General features: G+C 68.7%; 18 protein-coding genes. 11 read left to right on the top strand and 7 right to left on the bottom strand.

The genetic code is table 11. The annotated features are described in order from the left end of the window. Nucleotides 1–76: 76 nt before the first annotated feature. Genes lanM through FB459_RS04920 form a run of 7 tightly spaced genes read left to right on the top strand, consistent with a single transcriptional unit; the run spans nucleotide 77 to nucleotide 10,778 of the window. Complete coding sequence (lanM, locus tag FB459_RS04890; RefSeq protein WP_141927651.1) at nucleotides 77–2,989, top strand: type 2 lanthipeptide synthetase LanM; 2,913 nt, start codon at nucleotides 77–79, stop codon at nucleotides 2,987–2,989. Then, nucleotides 2,982–5,120, top strand: a complete 2,139-nt coding sequence (locus FB459_RS04895; protein ID WP_141927652.1) for a peptidase domain-containing ABC transporter — start codon at nucleotides 2,982–2,984, stop codon at nucleotides 5,118–5,120. Before lanM ends, FB459_RS04895 begins: the two co-directional genes overlap by 8 nt. Further along, entirely contained in the window at nucleotides 5,113–7,812 is a 2,700-nt protein-coding gene (locus tag FB459_RS04900; RefSeq protein ID WP_141927653.1) for a DUF4135 domain-containing protein, read from the top strand. Before FB459_RS04895 ends, FB459_RS04900 begins: the two co-directional genes overlap by 8 nt. Beyond that, nucleotides 7,809–8,795 carry an LLM class flavin-dependent oxidoreductase gene (locus tag FB459_RS04905; protein ID WP_141927654.1) on the top strand — a complete coding sequence of 329 codons (987 nt, stop codon included), beginning with the start codon at nucleotides 7,809–7,811 and terminating at the stop codon, nucleotides 8,793–8,795. The genes FB459_RS04900 and FB459_RS04905 overlap by 4 nt, the downstream gene beginning before the upstream one ends. Next, nucleotides 8,780–8,983 (top strand): hypothetical protein, encoded by a 204-nt coding sequence (locus FB459_RS04910; protein ID WP_141927655.1) that lies wholly within the window; start codon nucleotides 8,780–8,782, stop codon nucleotides 8,981–8,983. The genes FB459_RS04905 and FB459_RS04910 overlap by 16 nt, the downstream gene beginning before the upstream one ends. A 4-nt stretch (nucleotides 8,984–8,987) precedes the next feature. Then, the gene (locus tag FB459_RS04915) at nucleotides 8,988–9,932 is read left to right on the top strand and encodes an ABC transporter ATP-binding protein (RefSeq protein ID WP_141927656.1); all 945 of its coding nucleotides are present in this window, start codon (nucleotides 8,988–8,990) and stop codon (nucleotides 9,930–9,932) included. A gap of 15 nt (nucleotides 9,933–9,947) precedes the next feature. After that, the gene (locus tag FB459_RS04920) at nucleotides 9,948–10,778 is read left to right on the top strand and encodes a hypothetical protein (protein ID WP_141927657.1); all 831 of its coding nucleotides are present in this window, start codon (nucleotides 9,948–9,950) and stop codon (nucleotides 10,776–10,778) included. 25 nt (nucleotides 10,779–10,803) lie between these two features. Here FB459_RS04920 and FB459_RS04925 read toward each other — a convergent pair whose 3' ends face one another. The 4 genes from FB459_RS04925 to FB459_RS04940 all read right to left on the bottom strand — a co-directional run bounded on the left by FB459_RS04925 (nucleotide 10,804) and on the right by FB459_RS04940 (nucleotide 16,427). After that, a complete protein-coding gene (locus FB459_RS04925; RefSeq protein WP_141927658.1) occupies nucleotides 10,804–11,409 on the bottom strand; it encodes a response regulator transcription factor in 606 nt (201 codons plus the stop codon). 83 nt (nucleotides 11,410–11,492) lie between these two features. Further along, a complete protein-coding gene (locus FB459_RS04930; protein ID WP_141927659.1) occupies nucleotides 11,493–12,608 on the bottom strand; it encodes a sensor histidine kinase in 1,116 nt (371 codons plus the stop codon). After that, a complete protein-coding gene (locus FB459_RS04935; protein ID WP_141927660.1) occupies nucleotides 12,605–13,741 on the bottom strand; it encodes a sensor histidine kinase in 1,137 nt (378 codons plus the stop codon). The genes FB459_RS04930 and FB459_RS04935 overlap by 4 nt, the downstream gene beginning before the upstream one ends. Nucleotides 13,742–14,057: 316 nt before the next feature. Next, nucleotides 14,058–16,427: a class III lanthionine synthetase LanKC N-terminal domain-containing protein gene (locus FB459_RS04940; protein WP_141927661.1), complete on the bottom strand. Its 2,370-nt coding sequence runs from the start codon at nucleotides 16,425–16,427 to the stop codon at nucleotides 14,058–14,060. Between the two features lie 156 nt (nucleotides 16,428–16,583). On the opposite strand from FB459_RS04940, the gene FB459_RS17185 reads away from it, so the two are divergent. Beyond that, on the top strand, nucleotides 16,584–17,165 hold the full coding sequence (locus FB459_RS17185; RefSeq protein WP_170221721.1) for an arsenate reductase/protein-tyrosine-phosphatase family protein: 582 nt from the start codon (nucleotides 16,584–16,586) through the stop codon (nucleotides 17,163–17,165). Nucleotides 17,166–17,249: 84 nt separating this feature from the next. Here the strand turns inward: FB459_RS17185 and FB459_RS04950 are convergent, their stop codons facing one another. Together FB459_RS04950 and cysC are read right to left on the bottom strand one after the other, a co-directional pair. Then, entirely contained in the window at nucleotides 17,250–18,185 is a 936-nt protein-coding gene (locus FB459_RS04950; RefSeq protein WP_246092320.1) for a sulfite exporter TauE/SafE family protein, read from the bottom strand. Further along, entirely contained in the window at nucleotides 18,182–19,411 is a 1,230-nt protein-coding gene (gene cysC / locus FB459_RS04955; protein WP_246092321.1) for an adenylyl-sulfate kinase, read from the bottom strand. Before cysC ends, FB459_RS04950 begins: the two co-directional genes overlap by 4 nt. A gap of 114 nt (nucleotides 19,412–19,525) precedes the next feature. On the opposite strand from cysC, the gene cysD reads away from it, so the two are divergent. The 3 genes from cysD to FB459_RS04970 all read left to right on the top strand — a co-directional run bounded on the left by cysD (nucleotide 19,526) and on the right by FB459_RS04970 (nucleotide 22,500). Then, nucleotides 19,526–20,464 carry a sulfate adenylyltransferase subunit CysD gene (cysD, locus tag FB459_RS04960; RefSeq protein ID WP_141927663.1) on the top strand — a complete coding sequence of 313 codons (939 nt, stop codon included), beginning with the start codon at nucleotides 19,526–19,528 and terminating at the stop codon, nucleotides 20,462–20,464. Next, nucleotides 20,464–21,702 (top strand): sulfate adenylyltransferase subunit 1, encoded by a 1,239-nt coding sequence (locus FB459_RS04965; RefSeq protein ID WP_141927664.1) that lies wholly within the window; start codon nucleotides 20,464–20,466, stop codon nucleotides 21,700–21,702. Before cysD ends, FB459_RS04965 begins: the two co-directional genes overlap by 1 nt. Before the next feature lie 126 nt (nucleotides 21,703–21,828). Continuing rightward, complete coding sequence (locus FB459_RS04970) at nucleotides 21,829–22,500, top strand: TetR-like C-terminal domain-containing protein (protein ID WP_141927665.1); 672 nt, start codon at nucleotides 21,829–21,831, stop codon at nucleotides 22,498–22,500. Between the two features lie 13 nt (nucleotides 22,501–22,513). Here FB459_RS04970 and FB459_RS04975 read toward each other — a convergent pair whose 3' ends face one another. Beyond that, on the bottom strand, nucleotides 22,514–23,128 hold the full coding sequence (locus tag FB459_RS04975) for a class F sortase (RefSeq protein WP_141927666.1): 615 nt from the start codon (nucleotides 23,126–23,128) through the stop codon (nucleotides 22,514–22,516). Between the last annotated feature and the right edge of the window lie 2 nt (nucleotides 23,129–23,130).

Raw genomic sequence — 23,130 nt, forward strand, 5'->3', positions numbered from 1 at the left:
GGTTGCGGGCGTGAAGAGGACGCCCGCAACCCACCGGTACACACCGATCATCGCAGACCCACGGACAAGGAGAGACATGCGCACGCAGGATCTGTATCCCGAACTCACCGCATCCGAGGTGGCCGAGATCATCGATCCGGTGCACTTCGGCGACGCGACCGAACGACGTGGCGTCCTGGACGTGCCCTCCTTCGCCGCCACGCCGGACGACTTCGGTCCCGGAAACGAGCGATACACCTTCGAGCGAGTTTGCCGGCACATCGCGGATGCCGCGATCGCCGCTCACCCCGCCACCTTCGACACCGGCGTCCAGGACCTGGATGCGTTCGGTCTGGACCTGTCGCGGACGCTCACCGATGACATAGCCGAGCTCCTGATCCGTCCGCTCGCCGACAGTGTCCGACCCTGCGACGGTGTCCCGGACGACCTGACGTACCGCACCTTCTGCGCGGATCTGTGTGCGCACGGCCTCGCCGCCTTCGCCGGCGAGTTCCCGGTGTTGTGGGAACGCCTGCAGGTGCGCCTGGTCGGCCGTCTGGACGCTTTGCGGGAAACCCTCGATCGTCTGGCGGCCGATCGCCGCGACCTGCAGCAGGAACTCGGGTTGAACGCCGACGCGCAGATCGTGTCCATCGGCATGGCCGGCGACACCCACTGTGGTGGACGCACGGTCTCGGTCATCGAGTACGACGACGGATTCAAACTGGTTCACAAGCCGCGCCCGGTTGACTGCGAAGCCGGCTACTCCCGCCTCGTCGAAGAGTTGCGTAGTGATCTCGATCTCGACCTTCCGGCCGCGAAGGTGCTTGCCCGCACCGGCTACGGATACGTCGAATTCGTCGAGGTGGATGACGATGCCGACATCGACCTGCGGGACGTGGGCCGGCTCGGTGCCCTGATGTACGCGCTGAACGCCCGCGACATGCACTTCACCAACATCCTCAACACCGCACGCGGTCCGGTGCCCGTCGATCTCGAAACGCTGCTGCACCCGCTGCGGCAGAAGTCGCAGGGCACGATCGAGACCCCCGACAGCGGTTACCAGAAGCTCGCTGTCTCGGTCTTCGGCATCGGCATTCTGCCGATGATCGTCACCCGGGAGGGACACGACGGATACGCCGACGTGGGTTACCTCGGCGGTGGGGAAGTGCACGGGTCCGGACCGTTCCGCCAGTTCCGTGTCGAGGACCCCTTCAGCGCACGGGTGCGAGTGTCGTGGGCTCCTGAGCAGCGAACGGCGGTCCAGGCTCTTGACGGTCTGGACACCACGGCCGCCGTCGTGCGCCACTCGTGTGCACGCATGGTCAATGGCTTCACCCAGGTGTACCGGCTCATCGCTGAGCACAAAGCGGCGTTTGCGGCTGCCGTGCGGCGTTGCTTCGCCGGCGCCGAACTGCGCTACGTCCACAACGCCACCGTCCAGTACGCCCAGTGCCTGCGCGTCCTGACCGCCAGTTCACCCAGCAGGGACGCCGAGTTGGCAAAGGGACTGATCAAGCGGATCGGCATCGCCAGCCGTGGCGCCGACCGTCGGTTGATCGACGCCGAGTGCCAGCAGTTGTGGAAGACCGACATCCCGTACTTCCTCGTGCGTGCGGACAGCGATGTGATGACCGACGGCGTCGAGCGCCGCCCCGTCGCGCAGTTCGATCGCAGCCCGCTGGCTCAGTGCGTCGCGAAGGTGGATGCGATGGATGAGCATGATCTGCAGGCACAGGTCCGGTTGATCAGGGTTGCGTTCAACGCCAAGCTCGCTGATCCGCACACGATGGCACCGGCTGCTGAGGTGCTCAGTGGCGCTGCGGCACCAGAGGATTCGAGCGGCGAAGCGCAACTCGACCTCGCCCGGTACGTGGGCGAGGGACTCGTGCGCGACATGGTTCAGGATCGTTACGCGCATCTGCCGCAGACGTGGATCGGGCCGGTCGCGACGGCCGTGGCGAACCGTCCGTGGCCGCCGGGGGTGCTCGGCTACGACCTGTACACCGGACGCGTCGGGCCGGCCCTGACGCTCGCTGCTCTCGGGCGCGCCCTGTCGGACGAGTCGATGCAGGCCGCGTCCCTCGCCGTGTTCGAGCCCTCGGCACGCATCCTCGACGCAGGGTCGTACGAGGCTCGCAGCATCGCTCGGTCGGGCAACGGCGCGTACGCCGGTTTTCCCGGTGCGCTCTGGGCGATGGCGTTGGCCGGCCGCCACCTCGACCGTCCCGACCTGACGGTGTCGGCGATCGACGCGCTGGAGTTCCTTCGTCCGGCAAAGCCTGGGCAGGACGACGGTTGGTTCGACCTGATCACCGGTGACGTCGGCGTGCTGCTCGTGCGAATGGCGCTCGGTCGAGACTGCGCGGCGGAGGCAGTCCACGCATGTGACGTCGCGCTCTCGACGGGCCTGATCCAGCGGATGGAGTACTCGGGCCTGGCCCACGGACTCGCCGGGTTGCTGCAGTTGGCAGCGCGAACCCATGCGATCACCACTGACCCGGTCGCCGCCGAACTCGCGGCTGGGGTGATCGACGAGCTCGACACCGTGTTCGGCCGCGGCGCCGGGGCGCCCCGGACAGCGCGCACCGGACCCGCCAACGAGAGCGACAGCTGGTGCAACGGCTCGGCCGGGGTGCTGATCGCGATGAGTTCGGCTGCAACAGCCGGTCTGGTCACTGCCGATCGAGTGCAGTCGATGGTGGCCGGTCTGGCTGATGCTTCGATCGCCACATCGGCAACGTTGTGCCACGGCGCCCTGGGTTTGTACGGAGCACTCGGCATCGCCGCGGCGCACGCCCCCGAACAAGCACGCCCGTTGCAGGATCGACTGGCCGGCTACCTGGCTCCCGAACGACTACGGCGCTTCCTGGATTCACCGGACAGCCGGTACAGCCAGGGACCGTGCCTCATGGTCGGGCGTGCCGGTGTCGGTTGGCACATGTTGTCGCGGACCGGTCACGAACTGGCCTCGCCGCTCGACATGGGCGAGGTGATCCTCGATGCCTAAGGTTCCTGTCACCCTGCAGGTGGCACAGACCGAATGTGGTCTGGCGTGTGCGCGTTCGCTGCTCGCCTTCTACGACCATGACGTATCCACGTCGGAATTGCGGACCGTCCTCGAACCCGGGCGTGATGGCCTGAGCCTGCGGCAGATCTCGCAGCTGCTGAGGGTGCGGGGGATGGACGTCAAGATCTACCGGATCAAAGCGGCAGCAGCGCTGGAGATCATCGACACGCCCTTCATCGCGCACTGGAAGGGGTACCACTTCGTCGTGGTGGAGAAGGTGACTGCGTCCCATGCCGTGATCATGGACCCGATGGTGGGCCGCACCCGCGTGACCCGCACCGAGCTCGCGGAGCAGTTCTCCGGTCACGTACTGGTCGCGCGACCCAGTGAGCAACTGGTGCGCCGGGTGCGCCCGCGCTTCGCCGCCTGGCGGGGCAAGCCGATCTGGCCGGAAGCCCAGCGCCGGTTGTACGGCGGGCTCGTCGGACTCAGCCTTCTGCTGTTCGGCTTCACGCTCGCCATCCCGTTGCTGACCCAGCGACTGGTCGATCGAGCCGTGCGCGACCGGATCGACCTGTGGGAAGCACTGGGGTTGATCGGGCTGGTGGCCGTGGGCTTCTTCCTGGTGCACGTGATGCGCACCTTCGTCGCGACCCGGTTGGTGCAGGCGGTGAGTTGGCGATTGCTCAACGGCGTCTTCGAACACCTCATCAGACTCCCGCTCAAGTACTTCATGAGCCGTCCGCCGGGCGAGCTGATGTATCGGCTGAACAGCATGAACCAGGTGCGCGACATCATCGCCACCAAGATGGTTCAGGGGATTCTGGACGGTCTGACCGCGTTGGTGCTCCTCGGGTACGTGTTCTGGGTGTCGCTCCCGCTCGGGCTGGCCATCACGGCCCTCACCGCGACGGTGCTCACCCTGCTGATCCTGAGCCAGCGCCTGGTGCGCGAGACGGTCGACAACGAGGTGCACCACAACGGCCGCACCCAGAGCGTCCAGATGGACGCCGTCGTCTCGATCACCAACCTGCGCATCGGTGGGTACGCGTCCACCTACCTGGACGACTGGCGGGAGAACTACCGCGAGGCGCTCGCCGCGATGGGCCGTCGGATGCGCATCCAGCAGGGGTGGGTCGGCGGGCTGATCGGTGCGGTGCAGGCGTTCGCGCCGGTGGCCGTGCTGATCACCGGGCTGACATGGTCGCGCGACGGGTGGATCAGCGTCGGTGAGGCCGTTGCCGTGCAGGGCGTGGCGGCGTTGTTGTTCGGGCTGAGCTCGTCGGTCTTCCAGAGCTACACCGAGGCGACGGTCGCGGGGCGCTACCTGGAGCGGGCCGACGACATCTTCGCCTGCCCGGTGGAGGACACCTCCGGCGCGGTCACCCGCCTCGCCGACAGCGGCATCGACCTGTACGACGTCGGGTTCAGCTACACCGACCACTCGGCGCAGGTACTGGAAGGCATCAGCGTCTCGATCGCTCCCGGCTCCGTGGTCGCCCTGGTCGGCGAGTCCGGCTCGGGCAAGACGACGCTCGGCAAACTGATCTGTTCGCTGTACCGCCCCACATCGGGGGAGATCCGGTTCGGCGGCGTGCCACTGGACTCCTACGACCTGGACGCGTTGCGGCAGCGCATCGGGTACATACCGCAGGAGGGCTACCTGCACAACCGGACGCTGGTGGACAACCTCGTCCTGGGCACCGGTGCGGGCGAGCACGAGGCGATCGCCTTCTGCCGGGAGCTGCCGTTCATGGACTTCGTGGACGCCCTGCCGATGGGATACCAGACGGTGATCTCGGAGATGGGCGCCAACTTCAGCGGCGGTCAGCGGCAACGGGTCGCGATCGCGAAGGCGTTGCTGCGCCGGCCGAGCATCCTGGTGCTGGACGAGGCCACCTCGGCCCTGGACAACGCCAACCAGCGCCGGGTGCACGAGTGCATCGCCGAGTTGGAGTGCACGCAGATCATCATCGCCCACCGTTTGTCGACCGTCCTGGCTGCCGACCAGATCCTGGTGCTCGCCAACGGGCGGGTCGAGGAGTTCGGCACCCACGAGCAGCTGTCCCGTCAGGAGGGTGCGTACGCGCGCCTGTTCGGGTCGGCGCAGAAGGAGTTGTCCCATGGATAAGGTGACCCGCGCCGTGGTGGACCACTACCGCGCACGCATCGAGGAACGCCAGCACGACATCGGTGGCATCGACGCGAGCCTGCTGGTCGACGCCGTGATCGACGGCCTCGCGCAGCGGCTGCAACTGCTGATCCCGCGGGTGTACGTGGTGGAGTTCCACCGTGCCCGTCACGAGTGGGGCTACCCGGTGGACGCCTCCTCGAGCGTCGCTGTCGATCGCTACCTGGAGCAGTTCGGCGCCCACACGATCGTGGAATGGTTCGAGCGTTACCCAGCTCTGAGCACGCTGCTGGACGGGGTCGTCGACGCCCTCGGCGACCACGTCGCGGAGATCGCGCAGCGTTGGCAGATCGACCGCGAAGAGATTGCGGCACAAGGGCTTTGCGTACCCGGGCTTTCCCTCACGGGCATCGACCATCTCGGATCGGACGCCCACCAGAACGGCCGCACGGTCGCTGCGGTTCGGCTGTCGGACGGTTCGCGAGTGATCTACAAACCGCGCAGCCTGGGTGCGGAGGAGTTCACCCGCACGGCGTTGGGAATCGTCAGTGGTGCTCTCGAGATCGATGTGTCGATGTGCGCCCCGACCTCCCTGGACCGCGGCGTGTACGGCTGGCAGAAGGAGATACACCCCACGCCGGCCGCGGACGCCGACCAGGTCGCGGTCTTCTACCGCCGGATGGGTGTGCTGTGCGCGGTGCTCGGCGCCTTGGGTGCGATGGACATGCATCACGAAAACGTGCTGGCCGTCGGCGACCACCCGGTGGCGCTCGACCTGGAGACCGTGCTGCACGCGTCCGCGTCGTTGCGGGCGCATGACCTTTCGGCTGCGATCAGCAACCGTCTCAAGTTGTCGCTTGCCAACACCCTGCTGCTTCCGCAACGCCTGCCGAGCGGCCCGTACAGCGTGCTGCTCGGCGGGATCGGTGTGCCGTACGAGCAGCAGTCGTCCCGCACCGAGTACGTCATGGTCAATCGCGACACCGATGCGGTCGACCTGGCTCAGCGCACCTTCGGTTTCGCGCAGACGCACAACGTGCTGCACGACAGTGACGGCGAGGTGACCGACCTGCTCGACCACCGCGAACACCTGTTGCGCGGACTGCGGGAGGGATGGGCCGCCGTGCGCGCCCGTCGCGAGCAGATCATCGACCACCTGGACCACAACCCGATCGAGTTGCGGCAGATCTTCCGGTCGACGGCGGTGTACGGGCGGGTGCTCGACGCGGCCACCCATCCCGACAACCTGGGCCGGCAGGACGACTTCGACCGCATCGTCGGGATGCTGCGTGCGCCGCAGGGTCTGCACAGTGGGTTCGTCGCCTCGTTCGTGGTCGACGCCGAACGAAAGGCCTTGGCACGCGGCGATGTCCCGTACTTCACCGTTCGTTCCGATGAGTTGCGGGCCCGGTCCGAGAGGGGCCTTTCCGCCCCCATCGCGCACCTGTCGCCGCGGGACCGCGCAGCCTTCGGTCTGCGCAGTGTGGACGACACCTCGACGATCTTCGAGGAGTTGCTCGTCGAGGAGGGTTTCGCCGAGCTGCGAGCCGTGCGCCGCACGCACGAACCGTCGTACACCCCTGGCGCGCAAGCCGATTGGGGCAGCCGCCTGCTCACCGACGAGGGCGTCGACCCGGACGCGGTGCTGCACCGGCTGGTGGACGTGTCGGTCTGTGTGCAGGGCATCGACGGCACCGAACGCGGGTGGGTGCCTGGTGCGTTCGCTCCCACCCTGGCGACGTTCGATCCCGGTAGCAGCATCTCCTTCCACGACGGCGGCGGCATCGTGGTGCCGTTCGCCCGCGCCGGTGGGCCCTGGGACGAGGTGGCCCGTGAGGCCGAGCGCGGCGTCCTGGGACTGGCACGCGTCTACCAGGAGCGGCTCGAGTCGTTGCCGTGGTCGATCGCGTCCGGCACCCTGTCGTTGCGGTACGCGCTGGGACACGACCGCACCGGTCTTCGGGTCAGCCCGCTGTGCGACGACGAGGACAAACTCGGCCGGTCGGACACGATGAAGGGCATGCCCGGAGCCGCCGCGCTGCTGTCGACCTTCCCGGACGTGTCGCGCATCGACCTGGCGGAGGTCGCCGCGCGGATGGGAACGACGGCCGAAGGGTCCGGACCGCTCGACCTCGCACACGGCCCGCTCGGACTCACCTGGGCGGCCCATCGGGTCGGCCGGGCGCTCGACCGGGAACAGGACGTGCGGGCGGCCGAGGCCGACTTCGCGACCACCCTGGCGGGGCGGGCACAGGCACCTGTGGGGTGGTGTCACGGTCACGCCGCGGCGTGCCTGGTCGCCGCCGAGATCGAAGCCGACGAGGACGATGTGCGCTGGCACGCGCGGCGAGCTGTCGCGCTGCCCGAACCCGGTCGGCCGGTCGACCTGTCGGTCTGCCACGGGGCGGCCGGGGTGGTGCAGTCCCTGGTGCACCTGGGACAGGAACGAGGGTTGGGCTGGGCGACCGAACTCGCCGCCGAGCACTGGGCCCGGGCGGCCCGTCACGCCCGCACCCATGGCTACGTCACCGGCGACCCGGCTCGCCAGGGGCTGCTCGGCTACTTCCTGGGGTGGTCCGGCATCGCCGACACGGGACTGCTGCTGCGCGATGCGCTGGCGGGTCACCGAGTGTGGGTGCCGGTCGCCTTCGCCCACTCGCGCCGCGACGACGGCATGGAGGTGGCGGCGTGAGTACCGGACGTCTGTCGTTGCTGTTCGGCCTCCAGGTCGAATGCCTCGACGTGCTCGAGCAGTACGGACGATGGTGCGAGCAGGACGACCGTCGCCTGTGGCTCGGTCAGTCGACGATGATCGAGACCCACGTCGCGCTCGCGGGCATCGCCGGACGCGGGGTACGCATCGAGACCGGCCTCGCCGTCGCGGTAGCACCCCTGTTCACGCCGACGCTGGCGTGGGTGCAGGCGCGCTCGGTCGCGCACCTGATGGAGCGTCCGGTCTGTGCGGGGTACGGCATCGGCACGATGGCCACGGCGCAGGCGCTGCTCGGGCATCCGTTGTCCGCCCCGGCCGGTTACGTGCGCGACTTCGTGTCGGAAATCGGCGACTTCCGCGCCGAGGAGGACGAGGGCTCGATGGGCAGCCGGGTCTCGCTCGGCGCAGGCGTCCTGCGTCCGGGCATGGCACGGCGTAGTGCCACCGTCTGCGACTTCGCCGTCACCTGGCTGACCCCGCTGGGCTACCTGAGCAGCACGTTGATGGACGCGTTCGACGCCGGGGCCGAGCAGGCGGCGCGGCCGCGGCCACGCGTGGTCAGCATCGTTCCCGCCGCCGTCCGGCGGGCCGATCACCCGCCCATCCCGATGGCCGCGATCAGCTGTGGCCAGCACATGCAACTTCCGCACTATGCGCAGATGCTGCGCGGCGCCGGCGTCGACATCACCGGCGACGTACCGCACGACCTGCGCGAAACGGTGCGAGCCGGACTGTTCCTGTACGGCTCGCCCGACGAGATCGCCGCCCGGATCCTGGAGTACTTCCGATCCGGCGTGGACGAGGTGGTGCTCAACGTCGGCAGTGTTCATCTGCTGCACGGCCTCGACGCCGCCTTGTCGGACGCCCAGGAGATCGCGGACGCGGTCGCCCGGGCGACCGGTGAGCAGGACCTGACAGAAAACCGACAGCAAGAGAGGAACCGGACATGTTCGCTCGTATGAAGTACTTCTTCTTCCAGGCACGGTACGGATGGGTCCTCACCCTCGGCGTGATCTTCACCGCAGCGCTGGTGGGCCAGGACAAGGTCCCGATGGCCGTGTTCGCGGCGCTCGTGACACTCGTCGCGTGCACCGTGGTCTTCCTGCGGGTCGATCGTTCTCGGATGCGGGAACTGGGCCGACAGGGGTGATGACATGACTGCCGGTTCGACGAACGAATCGCGCATCACCTTCGAGGCACTGACCAAGCGCTACGGCGCTCGCACCGTCCTCGACGGTTTCGACGTCGGGGTCCGGCCCGGTTCGGTGACGGCCTTGCTCGGCCCGAACGGGTCGGGCAAGACCACCGCGCTGCGCGTGCTGCTCGGTCTCGAGCGGGCCACCAGCGGCCGCGCGCTGATCGGCGGTCGCGAGTACCGCACGCTCGACCATCCGGTACAACGGATCGGAGCCCTGCTGGACGCGTCCTGGGTGCACCCCAGGCGGTCGGCCGGCGATCACCTGGCCTGGATCGCCCGGGCGTCCGGCATCGCGACCGACAACGTCACCCGAGCGCTCGCCGAGGTGGGCCTGAGCGGTGTCGCCGACCAGTCGGCCGGCACTTTCTCCCTGGGCATGCGGCAACGGTTGGGCATCGCCGCGACCATTCTCGGCGACCCGCGAGTGCTCGTCTTCGACGAACCGCTCAACGGCCTCGACCAGGAGGGGGTGCACTGGGTGCGCGACTTCTTCGCGCGGCAGACCGAGCAGGGACGCACCGTGCTGCTGTCGACCCACATGCTGCAGGAGGTGGAGCACACTGCCGACCGCATCATCGTGCTCGGCCAGGGCACGGTGCTGTACGAGGGACCGACCGACGGTCTGGAGTCGGGCGAATCGGCCGTCGAGATCGGGGTGCGCGAGCATCCGGACGCCGACGAGTTGGTCCACCGCCTGGCCGCCGACCACGGCTGGCGCGTCGAGCCGTTGCCCGCCGGCACGGGTGGACCCGGCTACCTGCTGCGCGGCGCGCAGGTCGAGCAGGTCACCACCGCCCTGGCCGACACCCCGCTGATCCTGCGCCGAGTGCAGGAGAGCGGTTCGTTGGAGCAGTTGTACGGACGACTCACCGCCACTCGAGCCGACTACATCGGCCGCTGAGGAAGGAGCGAGCAGATGAACACCGTGTTCTCGAACGCCGCGAACATCGCCCGCGCGGAGTGGACCAAGTGGCGCAGCATCGGGATCCCGTTGCGTTACGGGTCCGCCGCGGTGGGGTTGTCGATTCTCATCACCACCCTGATCGGCCTGGCGATGAACCAGGCCAACACCTATTGCGAGCAGCCCGGCAAGAGTTGTTCGAAACCGCCGATGGCGCCCTCGGAGAGCATCGTCACCGCCGGCATCCTCGGCGACGGGACGCCGGGTGCCGGTCTGATCACGTTGATGCTGCTCGGTGCCACCACCGTGCTGGTCGAGTACCGCTACGGGACGCTGGGCACGGCCTTCCTGGCGACCCCGCACCGCGGCCGGCTGATGGCGGTCAAGTCGTTGCTGGTCGGCGCACTGGCGTTCGTGCTGGCGTTCGTCAGCGCGGTGACCTCCGGGCTGGTGTTCGTCGCTGTGTCCGGCAGCGCGGGAGACAAGATCTCGCCCCTGTCGGCGCAGACTCTCGCGATCTGCCTGCGGACGGCGCTGGTGGTCGGTCTGGCCGCCGCGGCCGCGGTGGCGCTGGCCACCGTGGTGCGCAACGCAATGGCGGTGGTCGCGGTGATCGTCCTGTGGCCGCTGGTGCTGGAGCCGTTGCTGCCCTCGATGCTACCTGGTGGCAGTGAGCGGATCGCCGCGCTGCTGCCGTTCGCGAACGCTCGGCATTACGTCGGGCTGAGCGACCAGGGCATCGACTTCACTTGGGGCGCAAGCGGTTCGGGGATCTACTTCACCGCTTTGATGCTCGCCGCCGCGATGGTGGGCACCTGGTACGTGCGCCGGGTCAACATCAGGTGAGCGGTCGGACGCAGGCGACGCGCGCTCAGATGAAGCCGCGTCGCCTGGCCGCTCGTGCCGCCTCGGTGCGCGAGGTCGCCTGCATCTTGGTCATCGCACTGGACAGGTAGTTGCGGACGGTGCCGCTGGACAGGAACAGCTCCTCGGCGATCTGCGTGGTTCGCAGCCCTTGGTGCACCAGGCGAAGCGTGTCGCGCTCCCGGTCGGTGAGCGGGTTGGGGCCGGCGACCAGCGCCTCGGCCGCGATCGCCGGGTCGAGCACCACTCCGCCGCCGGCCACCGTGTGGATCGCCTCAACGAGTTGCTCGGCGGTAGAGGTCTTGGGCAGGTAGGCCGAGCTCCCGGCCGCCAGCGCCGTCGCCAGGTGTCCGCTGCGGGGGATCGAGGTCAGCAGCATCACCTTGCAGTCGGGCAGCGCCTGACGCAGTTGCCTGCAGGCCTCGATGCCGGTCAGGCCGGGCATCACGACGTCGAGCAGCGCGATGTCGGGGCGATGCTCGCGAGCCGCTTCGACGACTCGGTCGCCGCGGTTGACGCGGGCCACCACTTCGAACTCCGGCTCGGTGTTGAGCAGCGCGACGAACGCCTCTGCAACCAGATCCAGGTCCTCGGCGATCAACAGTTTCAACACGGCATGCCCTTCTCAGCAAGGTCCGACCCGGTCCGACCCGTCGATTATCGGGGGTCGGACGCGCTCGCCGCCGTCACGGGTCCCTACCCGCCGGTCGGGAAGCGAACCGTCACGCGATACCGGCCATCGGACAGAGGACCGGCGTCCAGGTGAGCACCCATGGGCCTCAGCGATTCTCGCCACCGCCGGTGACCGGTGCCGGCGTCCGACGCCGGAGCGGATGCACGCACCCCGTCGTTGGTGATCGCCAGCACCGTCTCACTGTCCGAACGACGCACCGCGATGACGCAGCGGGTCGGGTCGGCGTGCTTGAGCAGGTTCGTCATCGCCTCGCGCAGCACGAGCGCGGCCGCGTCGGATATCTCGCGTTCGGGGATGTCGTCGATGCTGAGGATGAGGTTGACCCCGAGCCGGTCACACACCTCCCGCACCGCCAGCAGTTCCTCGGGGAACGAGGTCTGCTGCGCCTCGAAGGTGAGCCGTCCCAGTTGCTCCCGGCCGTCGCCGAGGATGCCGCCGACCTCCTGCAACTCGCCATCGAGGGCGGCGTCCCGCACGTGGGTACGGGCGGCATCGAGGTGATGCTGGGCGGTGGCGAACGTGCGGCCGAGCAGGGAACGCACCTGATGACCCAGCCGCAGGCGTTCCTCCTGCATGCGCTCCTCGAGCAGTTCGCCGCGGGCGTCGTGCAACTCCTCGGTGGTCTGCGCGGTGAGTTCCAACAGGCACAGCACCACGGCGACCAGCAGCGATTGACCGATCGCGATGATGATCGCGAACGGACCCTCGTCCCCGGCCCGGCCGGTGGTGCTCAGGATCCACCCGATCACGATGAGCGTGAACGACCAACGGGCGGGCAGGGACAGCAGCAGCACCGTGGTGCCGGTGATCGTGCGGACGTCGACGGACTCGGGGGAGGCCAGGATGCCGAAACCCAGCAACGCGACACCGAGCACCGGACCCACCCAGGCCGGGCACCGGCGGCGCAGCATCAGCCACGCGCCGAACGCCACCGCGCACAGGCCGTTGATCGCCAGATCGGCACCGACCGGGCTGAGCCGAGCGGCCAGCAGGCCGACGATGAGGATGGCCAGCACCCGCGGCACGAGCGGACCGTCGAGGACGGTGCGTTCGTCCGCCCGGGCCATCGCGGCGGTCAGGTGCCCGGCGCCGGTGGACTGTCCGGGGGTCGGGGTCACGACGTGCCCTCCCGCCGGTCGGGCAACTCGAGTCGCAGTTCGCGGTACGCGCCGTCGTCGATCACCGTGGCCCGCGCGTCCGACCGGCGCAGGGCCTCCCGGACCCGCGCCGGCAGTGCCTGATCCTGCTCCAGGGGGGCGGTGCCGTCGTGCCGGATCGTGATGATCGTCGCGTCGTCCTGCCGGGTGCCGGTGACCTCGATGAAACCCGCCCGGCTGTGCGCCAGGGCGAAGGTCACCGTCTCGCGCACCACCAGCCCGGCAGTCGTCGCGTGCTCGGGGCCAGGGGTCACCCGCGGATCGATCAGGAAGCGGATGCCGACCCGGTCGCACAGCACCCGGGCGACCTCGATCTCGTCGTGCCAGTCGGACAGCGTCGCAGACGCGGTCAGCGCCCGCACCTGTTCCTGCCCGCTGCGCAACGCGTCCTGGACGGCGAGGAGTTCGCGCCGGGCGTGTGACTGTGCAAGTGATGGTGAGTCCGTTTGGGTGTCCGGCAATGTCCGCAGCATGGTCTGGGTGCGCAGCGCCGCCGTGACCAGGGTGCGTCCCATGATGTCGTGCAGATCGCGATTGACGCGCTCGCGTTCCTGGTCGATGCGGTGCCGCGCGAGCTGCTCGCGGGCCCGCTCGAGTCGGTCGAGCGTGACGGCGAAGTGGGTGAGGGTGGCGAAGATGACGGCCATCACGACAATCTCGGCGAGCGCGTTGGTCACCGGCACCTGCGAAGAGCGGCCACCGCTGCGGTACAGCGCCACGAACAGTGCTGCGCCCCACACCCACACGATCGCCGCGCGCGCTCGTCCGAAGGCGGCGAGTGCGGCTGCGAGGCCGAAGGCCGGTGCGGCGTTCGGGGTGGCCCAGGCGGCGGGCAGCAGGCCGAGGCCGAGCAGTGTGTAAATGAAGCCGCTGCGGGTGATCCCGCGGAACAACAGCCACTGGGTGCGCGCGAAGCCGGCCGCGCAGGCCGCCAGCGCGATCAGGCCACCGATCTGTCCGGCCAGCGCCGTTCCACCGGACGGCGGGTTGTCGGACAGACGCTGGACGGCGGTGAACACCACGAGCGCGGCGGACGCCACCCAACTGCCGAGCAGCACGTTGCGTCCGCTCAGGCGCAGGGCCCCGACGTGCAAACGGTCGGTCGCCCCTGCGGGATCCGCAGCGGCGACCGACGGTGTGGTCGAGGAGGTGCTCAGTGGTCCCTCGCGGTCAGCACCCGAAGATGAACAACGACAAAGACCCCACGGGAGCCGTGAGATCGGTGTCGCCACTCTCGTCGTCGGTGTGCAGCTGTCGCATGTCCTGAACGTTCATCAGGTTCTTCCTCTCGGTGTGGCGGTGCCGACCCTCCCGGTCGGTACCCGCCTGTGGAAAGTGCGTGTCTCGATTCAACCCGAGGCCGGGCCCGTGCGGGGAGTGTCAGGTCGCACTATTGCGATATGACACCCGTCATGGGCCGGTATGACAGTCCGCGTCGGTGGCTCGGGGCAGGTGCAACACGCGGCGCAGTCCGGCAAGACCGTCCTGGTCACTACCGAGCGCCAGGGCCAGTCCGGCGCTGCCCGAGGCGAGGTCGTCGCTGCAGCGCAGCCGGCCGGCGCCGAGCACCGACCAGCCGGCCGATGTGGGGGTGCAGTGCCAGGTGGCACGCCCGGCGGCCTGCCGGGACGACGTCAGGTCGCCGGCGATGGACAACGCCAGCACGTGGCCGGCCAGCCCGTCCATCAGTCCCGCCACCGGCGAGGCCACCCTGGTCATGCCCCGGACGATCTGCTCGAACGCCGGACGCTCGATGTCCTGTGCCGCGGCTGCGGCGAGTGCGTCCAGCGCCACCGCGGCCGCTGCCGAGCCGTGACCCAGGCCGGTGCGAACCCGTCCGGCGGGCAACGCGATCCGGCACCCGTCCTGCTCGACCAGGAGGCTGAGTTCGCGGGAGATCGCGAGGTCGGCCGCGGTCGTGAGATCGCGGCCGAGCAGTTCACCGATCCGCAGCATCGCCAACGCCGCACCCGCCCAGCCGGTGAGCAGGCCGGTCGTCCGGAGGTCGGCGTCGGGCAGGTCGCGCAGCACACCGTCCAGCACGACGTTCGCCTGTGCTCGCAGCCGGGCATCGTCGGTCAGGTGGGCCGTTTCCGCTGCGGCCAGGGCGATTCCGGCACGTCCGCGCGCCCAGGACAGCCCGCGCGGCAGGTCGCCGATGGACGCCAGCCGGACGGCCTCGTCGGGGCGTCCGAGGCGTGCCAGGGTCGCCGCGACCCCGTCGACCCCTTCCCACAATCCCCGGCACGATCGGGCGTGAGCGGGCACGTCGGCGAGCCAGGTGAGGTGTTGCTCGGTGGGGGCGTGGCCGAGGGCGTTCAGCGCGCTCAGCACGCCGGCCGCCCCACTGGCCAGGCTGTGCCCACCCAGCGGCGTCGTGAAGGTCTCGATGCCACCGGGAAACAGTCGATCCTCCCGGGCGGGAGTCGCCCGCCGGATGATCCCTTCGATGAGCCGTGCGCGCCACAGCGGCAGCCGGGACGTGTCGGGTGTGCCGGTGCGTAGTTCGTCCTCGATATCCGGGCGGCGTTGTGCCAGAGGCGAATCAGGTTCATGCAGAGTCAGTGCGATGCGTTCGAGAGCGAACGCGTCCCGCTCGAACGGGTCGCCGCCGCCGCCGACGTAGCCGCTCGTGCCCACCGCGGTGGTCGCGGTGCGGCCCGCCACCGACGCACTCTCCAGGTCGACCACGCGGACCCCGTCCGCCCCTACCACGACGTTGGCCGGTTGCAGGTCGAGGTGAGCGACATCGTGGCGGTGCATGACGGCGACTGCCTCGTGCAGTCCACGCATGACGGTCGTTGCCAGCGCGTCGAATTCAGCCGGTGACGCATCGATATGTCCGGCCGGATGGTGACGACTGATCAGCGTGGCGAGATTCTCGCCGGCGACGTGTTCGAGCACCAGGAACTCGGCGTCGGCGCGCTGCCAATGATCGAGCACTCGGGGTGTGACGCCGGTCTGCTGCAGGTGCCGCAGCACGAGCAGTTCGTGCCGCAGACGGGTTACAGCGTCGACACCGTCCGCGTCCAGCCCGGTGTGCCGGCGGGCCTCCTTGAGCACGACCGGCGTGCCGTCGGCGAGCGTCGCGGTGTAGACCCCTCCGGCGTTGGTGCGGTGCAGCAGTCGCACCTGCTCGATGGGCAGGGGATCCTCCGGGCGGGGCGCGAACACGTCCGCCAGTTCGGGCGGGACGGGGGTGTCGCGGCCACGTTCGCGGTCGTCGTGTTCGGCGCCGTCGCCGGCCGGTCTGCCGGGCACGCTGCGGCCGTCGGCAGCCTCCACCCAGGTCGCTTCGAAAGCGCCATGGCGTAGGCCGATCGGCGCCGTCCGGTGCTGGTGCTCACCCACGAACGTCGGCCCGGTGACACCGTCCAGCGACCGCGCCAGATGGTGGACGAAGTCGGTCAGGTTGCCGGACGGGTAGGCCGTGCCGAGTTTGGTGCTGATGCTGCTCGGCGTGTACTTCAGGTGTGCCGCGCGAACCGACCGAGGACCGCGCAGGATCTTGAACGGCACGTCGTGTTCGATGCACATCTGCGCGAATCGGCGAAGCGCCAGCTCCGCCTCGGTTTCGGACGCAGTGACGTGAACCTTCCAGCCGCTCGCCGGGATCCGCGCGTCGGCCGGGGCGAAGGTCTGCCAGGCGTGTCGGTGCGCAGCGACCCAGCCCGGCGGCAGCATCGGGCCGAGGTCGTAGCACTCCTGTGCGACCGGCCACGGCACGTCGAAGAAATCGGGATCGCTGAGTGCGAAGTACAGGAACCGGTCGTCCATCATTCAGCCGTCCGATCGGTGTGGACGGCACCCCTGCTCCGAGTCTGCACGACCGAACGGTCGGCGTCCCGCGCGGGCAGCGGGCGTGATGTTGGTGCGTGGACCCGTGCTCGACTGCTCGGGGTTGTTGCACCGCGGCAACTGGTTAGTCTCTCCTACGTGAGCAACGCGCGGATCCTGGTCGTCTGCACCGGCAACATCTGCCGGTCCCCGTACATCGAGCGGGTGCTGGCGACCCATCTCGCCGGACGCGGGTACGACGTCGAGAGCGCGGGCACCCGGGCCCTGATCAACCACCCGATCGAGCCGCAGAGCCTGGCCCACCTGCAGGCACTCGGGATCGACGACGGCGGGTTTCGGTCGCGTCAGCTCACCCCGCAGATCGCGGCGGACGCCGACCTCATCCTGACCGCGACCCGTGACCACCGAGCGGACGTCGTGACGCTGCAGCCGAAGGCGCTGAAGTACACGTTCGCGCTGGCCGACTTCAGCCACATGGTCGACGGCATCGCCGCGGTGCCGCCGGCGGAACGGGGCTTCTTCGGTCCCGCGGACGACTCGTTCGTCGGCCGGTTGGTCGACCACGTCGGCAAGCGCCGCACCGACATCCACCCGATCTCGGAGGAGGAGTCGGTGATCGTCGACCCCTTCCGCCGCGATCCCGAGGTGTTCGCCCAGATGGCGGCTCACATCAACCGCGTGATGCCCCCGGTCATCCGCGCCCTCACCCTCGAAAGCTGACCGTCCGAGCTCTCGCCCAACGCCGCGCGGGTCCTCACCTCACAACGGTGACGGCGACGAAGAGCCAACCACAGGCCGCACGGCTCAGATCGTGTAGCTGTGCTCGGTCTCCAGCGCCGACCTCGCTCGTCGTTCGTGCCGCTGCTTGAGCAACGCCCACACGAGCGGACACAGAATGACGGCCGCGCACCCGAGGATCCCGACGACGACCGGCGGCACCTTCAGCATGGTGAGTCCAGTGAGGCTGAGGACGATGACGATGCCGCCGCGCAGCACGGACGGCGCGACCCGGCGGGCGAGCTTGGCACCGAGGTAGGTGCCGGGCGTCCCACCGATGATCAACGGGATCAGCACGCTCCAGTCGATGCCCTGAGCGATGACGTGACTGATCGCCGCGGCCAGCACCAGCGGGACGGCCTGGACGAGGTCGGTGCCGACCAGCTTGCGGGCCGACAGCGTCGGGTAGAGCAGGACGAGCGCGACCATGATCAACGAACCGCTGCCGACGCTGGTGATGCCGACGAGCAGCCCACCGAACGCGCCGACCGCGATCGTGGGTAGTGGACGGATGACGGTCTCGGCGCCGAGGCGGCGTCCGATGTGGCCGGTCATGTCGAGGTAGATGCGGGTGCCGTAACTGATCGCCGCGATGAGCAGCGTGATGCCGATGATCAGCTTGAGCGCGGACTGTTGTGCTTCGTCCTCGCCGAGGAGTCCGACGATCCAGCCGCCCATCAATGCCGTTGGTACTGATCCGATGACGAGGAACTTCACCAGGCGCAGGTCTGGCGATCCGGTGCGCCAATGGACGCCGGCGCCGACGCTCTTGTTCACGGCGGCGGCGACGAGGTCGTTCGCGACGGCGGTGGTCGGGGGCACGCCGAGGAAGATCAGCGCGGGCGTCATCAGCGCGCCGCCGCCCATACCGGTGAGGCCGACGACGATGCCGACGAGGAAGGCCACGGTGAGCAGCTCGGGGAACTGACCACCGAACAGGTCTGTGAGCACCGGACCGGTCACCGATCCAGTTCGGTGACGATGCGCGCGACGGCGTCCGCGACCGCAACCTCACTGGTGTCGATCACCAGGTCGGCGTCCTCGGGTGCTTCGTAGGGAGCGCTGATGCCGGTGAAATCCGGTAGCTCGCCGGCACGAGCCTTGGCGTACAGACCCTTTCGGTCGCGGCGCTCGCATTCGGCCAGGGGAGTGGCGACGTGCACGAGCACCATTCGTGCGCCTGCGTGTTCGACCTTCTGGCGCACCGCCTTGCGGGTGGCGTCGTACGGCGCGATCGGGCACGCGACAACCGCTCCGCCGTGTGCTGCGATTTCGGCGCCGACCCAGCCGATGCGGCGGACGTTGGTGTCGCGGTCCTCGGGGGAGAAGCCGAGTCCCGCGGAGAGTTCGCGGCGCACCTGGTCGCCGTCGAGCAGCGTGACCGACCGGCCGCGGATGATGAGTTCTTCGCGAAGTGCGCGGGCGATGGTCGACTTGCCCGAGCCGGAAAGTCCTGTGAGCAGGATGAATACGCCTGCAGCGGAGGAGGCTTCGTGGTCGCTGATGGTCGACGACGAGTCGGCGTCGAGCGCGCGTTCGAGGAGTTCGCGCCGTTCGGGGTGAGCGTCGAGGTCGACCGGGACGGCGAGGACGCGCAGGTCTTCGCGTTCGCGCGCAGCGGCAATCGCTGATCGGAGAGCGGCGAGCGCGCGGTGTCCCGGCTGGTGGCTCGGCGACATGGGCACGACGAGGAGCGCGCCCGGTTCGGCGAGTTCAGCGATCCGCTCCGAGGCCCCGTCGATCCACCACACGCTGGTCAAGCCCCGCACCGCACCGCTGGTTGAGCCCCGCACCGCACCGCCGGTTGGGCCCTGCGCCGCACCGCTGGTTGAGCCCTGCGAATGAGGAACGAATTCGCAGGTGCCGAAACCAACGGGAGAGTCGACGAGATCCCGACCACCCGTGCTTGCGTTTGCGGCGGGCGTCACCTGGTCTCGATCGCGCTCGGTCGCTAGCGCTCCCTCACTACTCGACCGGCGTTGACCGTACAGCCACGCGAACGGCCGCGAGTCCCCGTCCGCGAACTCGAACTCGCCCTCGACGAACCGAGCAACCACGGCTCCTTCGAGATCGACGACCTCGTCGTCCTGAGCAAAGGAGGGCAACGACACCTCGGACACCGAGCAGAAGCCGTCCCGCACCAACATCAGCTCATCGAGTTCCTCGGCACTCAACCGAACAGCGGTCACGTGGGAAGTCCTTTCGCGGCGGGTCTGCGATGTGGACGCCCCGAGCATCCATCAAAGTTACCGATAACATAACGCGAAGTTTTGGAAGCAAAGTCCAGCACCGAGGAGTGAGACGTGACCGTCGATGCCGAGGCCGCCCGCGCCGCCACCGGTTCGCCAAACCGGCTGACCGAGCTCGACCTGCTCGAGGCGGAGTCGATCCACATCATCCGAGAGGTCGCTGCGGAGTTCGAGAAGCCGGTGTTGTTGTTCTCCGGTGGCAAGGACTCGATCGTCATGCTGCGTTTGGCGGAGAAGGCTTTCTATCCGGCGAAGATCCCGTTCCCGGTGATGCAGGTCGACACCGGTTACGACTTCCCCGAGGTGCTGGCCACCCGCGACCATTGGGTCGACCGCCTCGGCGTCCGGCTGATCGTCGCCTCGGTCGAGCAGGCGATCGCCGACGGCGTCGTGGTCGACGACGGCAAGACCAGTCGCAACCGCCTGCAGATCGGCACGCTGCTCAACGCGATCGAGGAGAACGGCTTCACCGCGGCCTTCGGTGGCGGACGCCGCGACGAGGAGAAGGCCCGTGCGAAGGAACGCATCTACTCCCACCGTGACGACTTCGGCCAGTGGGACCCCAAGAACCAGCGTCCGGAACTCTGGTCGCTCTACAACGGCCGCATCCAGCCGGGGGAGCACATGCGCATCTTCCCGCTGTCCAACTGGACCGAACTCGACATCTGGCACTACATCGCCCGCGAGCAGATCGAGATCCCGTCGATCTACTTCAGCCACCGGCGCCGCGTGTTCGAGCGCGACGGGATGTTGCTGAGCGAGTCGGAGTTCAACCCGTGCAGTGACGGCGAGACGGCGGCCGAGCGCACCGTCCGCTTCCGCACCGTCGGCGACCTGACACTGACCGGGTGTGTCGAGAGCGCGGCGTCCACGCTGGACGAGGTGATCGAGGAGGTCGCGATCGCGCGCGTCACCGAGCGTGGCGCCACCCGGGGAGACGACCGCTTCTCCGAGGCTGCGATGGAAGACCGCAAGAAAGAGGGCTACTTCTGATGGATCTGCTTCGTTTCGCGACGGCCGGCTCGGTGGACGACGGCAAGTCGACGCTCATCGGACGCCTGCTGCTCGACTCCAAGGCGATCTTCGAGGATCAGCTCGAAGCGGTCGAACACACTTCTCGCACCAAGGGATACGACTACACCGATCTCGCGCTCCTGACCGACGGACTGCGGTCGGAACGTGAGCAGGGCATCACGATCGACGTGGCCTACCGCTATTTCGCGACGCCGAAGCGCAAGTTCATCATCGCCGACACCCCGGGGCACGTGGAGTACACGCGCAACATGGTGACCGGTGCGTCGACGGCCGACCTCGGCCTCGTGCTGGTCGACGCGCGGCAGGGGTTGACCGAACAGTCGCGCCGGCACGCGGTGCTGCTGTCGCTGCTGCGGGTGCCGCATGTCGTGCTGGCGGTCAACAAGATGGACCTCGTCGACTTCGACCAGGCCACTTTCGACCGCATCGACGAGGAGTTCACGGCCTTCGCGGCCAAGCTCGACGTGCCGGGCATCCGGGTGATTCCGGTGTCGGCGTTGCAGGGCGACAACGTCGTCGACCGTTCGGCGAACATGCCCTGGTACGAGGGTCCGGCGCTGCTGGAGTACCTCGAGTCGGTCGAGGTGCTGCACGAATCTCGTGACGCCGCAAGGCTACCCGTGCAATACGTGATCCGTCCGAAGTCCGACGAACACCACGACTACCGGGGCTACGCCGGACGCGTCACGGGCGGCACCTTCCGGGTGGGCGACGAGGTCGTGGTGCTGCCGAGCGGGCAGCGCAGCACCGTCGAGGCGATCGACCTGTTCGACAAGTCGCTGGCCGAAGCACCCGACCGACTGTCGGTCACGCTCCGTCTGGCCGACGACGTCGACGTCTCCCGCGGTGACGTGATCGCGCCCGTCGGCGACGCGCCTCAGGTGGTCAAGGACGTGTCCGCGACCGTCTGTTGGATGGCCCCGGAGCCGCTGCGGGTGGGTCAGAAGCTGGCTTTCAAGCACACGACGCGCACCGGGCGGGCCATCGTCCGAGGCCTTGCCCACCAGCTCGACGTCAACACGCTCGAGCCGGTTGGCTCTCCGGAGGCGTTGCAGCTCAACGAGATCGGCGAGGTGTCGCTGCGGCTGTCGCAGCAACTGGTCACCGATACGTATATCGACAACCGCACCACCGGGTCGTTCATCCTGATCGACCAAGCCAGTGGTGTGACGGTGGGCGCCGGCCTCATCGGGTGAGGTTGCGTACGCGGCCGGGCAGGACGGGGCCGGCGGCAGGTCGCTCGCCGGAAGGCGTCTCGGCCGACCTGGTCTTGAGCCGCGTGGCTTTGCGCGATGGATTGTGGCGCTAGCAGGCGTCTCGTATTGAATACGACGGCGGCGGGCACGTTAATCTACTGGCCGGTACGAATGCGCTCGAGTCCTTCGGTCCGGCGCGCTGGGCATGCCCGCCTCAAGCCTCTACCGCTTTTCGCCGACCATGCCGCGCTGATGACAGAGTTGCGCGTCAACGCCTATGCCGGGCTGTGCGAGCAGTTGGTGGGCGGAGGCGACGCCGCCAATCCACGCGACCGTCGGTCCCAGTTCCGTTCGATGGCACGGTCTTTCCGGCGATGGTCATTGAGTAAGCCGGACGAGTTCGGCCTGCTCTACAACTCGCCCGCACCCGGTGAGGACAACTGGTCGGGACCGGTATTCGTGGAGCGTGCGCGGGCAGGAACGATCGTCGGCAGCGTGATCGAGAAGGCGCTCGCGACCGGTCAACTCGTGCCGACGACGCGCGGCGTCGAACTCCGCAAGACACCCGATTTGGTCGACGCCGACGGTAAAACGCTGACCTCGGCGGCGGTGTCGGTCACGATGGTCGGTTGGGCAGCGCTGGTCGGCCAGCTCTGCTTGGAAGCGCGGCGGGCCACGATGGTCGAAGACCCTGCGATCCAATTCGAGCAATACCTCGACGCCGTCACTGCCGCATGGGTTTCCTCCCGCCGCCTCGGCTCAGCGTCGCCGGTTGAGCCGACCTTCCCAGCTGGTTGAGTCGATCGGAAGCTCAACGGTGTGACACCGGGCTCGCCCAGGCGACGAAGTTGCCGGCGAGGTGCCCCTCGCGGACCGGGGAGTCGGGGTCGCAGGTGATCAACGCGAGCACTCGCTCGTCGGTGTCGCCCCACACTGACGGGTCGCTGGTGAGTTCCTGTTTGTCGACCTGCCGGGTGCGGGTGACCGCGAACTGGGTGACCTCACCCGTCCGCGCCGTGACCGCGACCAGATCGCCAACTCGCAGCGACGGCAGGCGGTGGAAAACATCGGGGCCGGAATAGGTGACGTGGCCGGCGATCACGCAGATGCCGGGTCGGCCGGGGGCGACCGACCCGGTGTACCACTGCACGGTGTTCGCCGGCGGCACCATCTGCCCCTCGGAGTTGAGGCCGAGAGCGGCCACCGGTTCGTCGAGTTGAATCGCTGGAATGACCAGCCGCGCGGGCACTCCAGTGCCGTCCGGCCCGGCTCCGGAGGCGCCGGACGACGACGCGTCCGGGGTCGACACCGGAGGTGGCGACGCGGCACCGCCGCCGGACTCCGGTGTCCCCCAACGCCATAGTGCGCCGGCCGCGCTCAGCCCGCAGGCGAGTGCGAGCAGGTCGCGACGGGTGGCCGACGGCAAGG

Origin of the sequence: Yimella lutea, from assembly GCF_006715095.1 — a bacterium.
GTDB lineage: Bacteria > Actinomycetota > Actinomycetes > Actinomycetales > Dermatophilaceae > Yimella > Yimella lutea.

Bases quoted from the DNA above. Each gene is read 5' to 3' on its own strand.
- FB459_RS04920 (WP_141927657.1), top strand. From the start codon at position 9,948: ATGAACACCGTGTTCTCGAACGCCGCGAACATCGCCCGCGCGGAGTGG.
- FB459_RS04895 (WP_141927652.1), top strand. From the start codon at position 2,982: ATGCCTAAGGTTCCTGTCACCCTGCAGGTGGCACAGACCGAATGTGGT.
- FB459_RS04915 (WP_141927656.1), top strand. From the start codon at position 8,988: ATGACTGCCGGTTCGACGAACGAATCGCGCATCACCTTCGAGGCACTG.
- FB459_RS04965 (WP_141927664.1), top strand. From the start codon at position 20,464: ATGGATCTGCTTCGTTTCGCGACGGCCGGCTCGGTGGACGACGGCAAG.
- lanM (WP_141927651.1), top strand. From the start codon at position 77: ATGCGCACGCAGGATCTGTATCCCGAACTCACCGCATCCGAGGTGGCC.
- FB459_RS04910 (WP_141927655.1), top strand. From the start codon at position 8,780: ATGTTCGCTCGTATGAAGTACTTCTTCTTCCAGGCACGGTACGGATGG.
- FB459_RS04900 (WP_141927653.1), top strand. From the start codon at position 5,113: ATGGATAAGGTGACCCGCGCCGTGGTGGACCACTACCGCGCACGCATC.
- FB459_RS04940 (WP_141927661.1), bottom strand. From the start codon at position 16,427: ATGATGGACGACCGGTTCCTGTACTTCGCACTCAGCGATCCCGATTTC.